Source organism: Halomicrococcus pelagicus (assembly GCF_050954125.1).
In genome coordinates, this window is the sequence record NZ_JBPBWC010000049.1 from 1 (window position 1) to 824 (window position 824).

Sequence of the window (824 nt, forward strand, 5' to 3'; positions counted from 1 at the left end):
TGGGCCAGGCGCGACGGCCTGGTCCCGTGTGTTAGGAGGTGATCCAGCCGCAGATTCCCCTACGGCTACCTTGTTACGACTTAAGCCCCCTTGCGAAGCCCAGATTCGACCTGGGTATCCAGGCCTCATCCGGACCTCACTCGGGTGCTTTGACGGGCGGTGTGTGCAAGGAGCAGGGACGTATTCACCGCCGTCTTCTGAACGGCGATTACTACCGAATCCAGCTTCATGAGGACGAGTTTCAGTCCTCAATCCGAACTACGACCGAGTTTAGGAGATTAGCGCCCCCTCTCGGGGTGGCATCCCACTGTCTCGATCATTGTAGCCCGCGTGTAGCCCAGCTCATTCGGGGCATACTGACCTACCGTTGCCCGTTCCTTCCTCCAGTTTGGCACTGGCAGTCCTCCTAATGTACCCAACCACCACAAGGGTGTTGCTGGCAATTAAGAGTGCGGGTCTCGCTCGTTGCCTGACTTAACAGGACGCCTCACGGTACGAGCTGACGGCGGCCATGCACCTCCTCTCAGTAGCTCAAGTAAGGTCATCAACCTGACCGTCACTGCTACTGTCGGAGCTGGTGAGATGTCCGGCGTTGAGTCCAATTAAACCGCAGGCTCCTCCGGTTGTAGTGCTCCCCCGCCAATTCCTTTAAGTTTCATCCTTGCGGACGTACTTCCCAGGCGGCCCGCTTCTCGGCTTCCCTACGGCACAGCGCAGGCTCGTAGCCTGCGCCACACCTAGCGGGCATCGTTTACAGCTAGGACTACCCGGGTATCTAATCCGGTTCGTGACCCTAGCTTTCGTCCCTCACCGTCGGGTCCGTC

The 824-nt window shown here is 58.7% G+C and carries 1 rRNA gene; it reads right to left on the bottom strand.

Features of this window, described 5'->3' with window-relative positions:
- Positions 1 to 33 precede the first annotated feature (33 nt).
- Positions 34 to 824, bottom strand: a 16S ribosomal RNA gene (locus tag ACRYA2_RS26575); the annotation flags it as partial.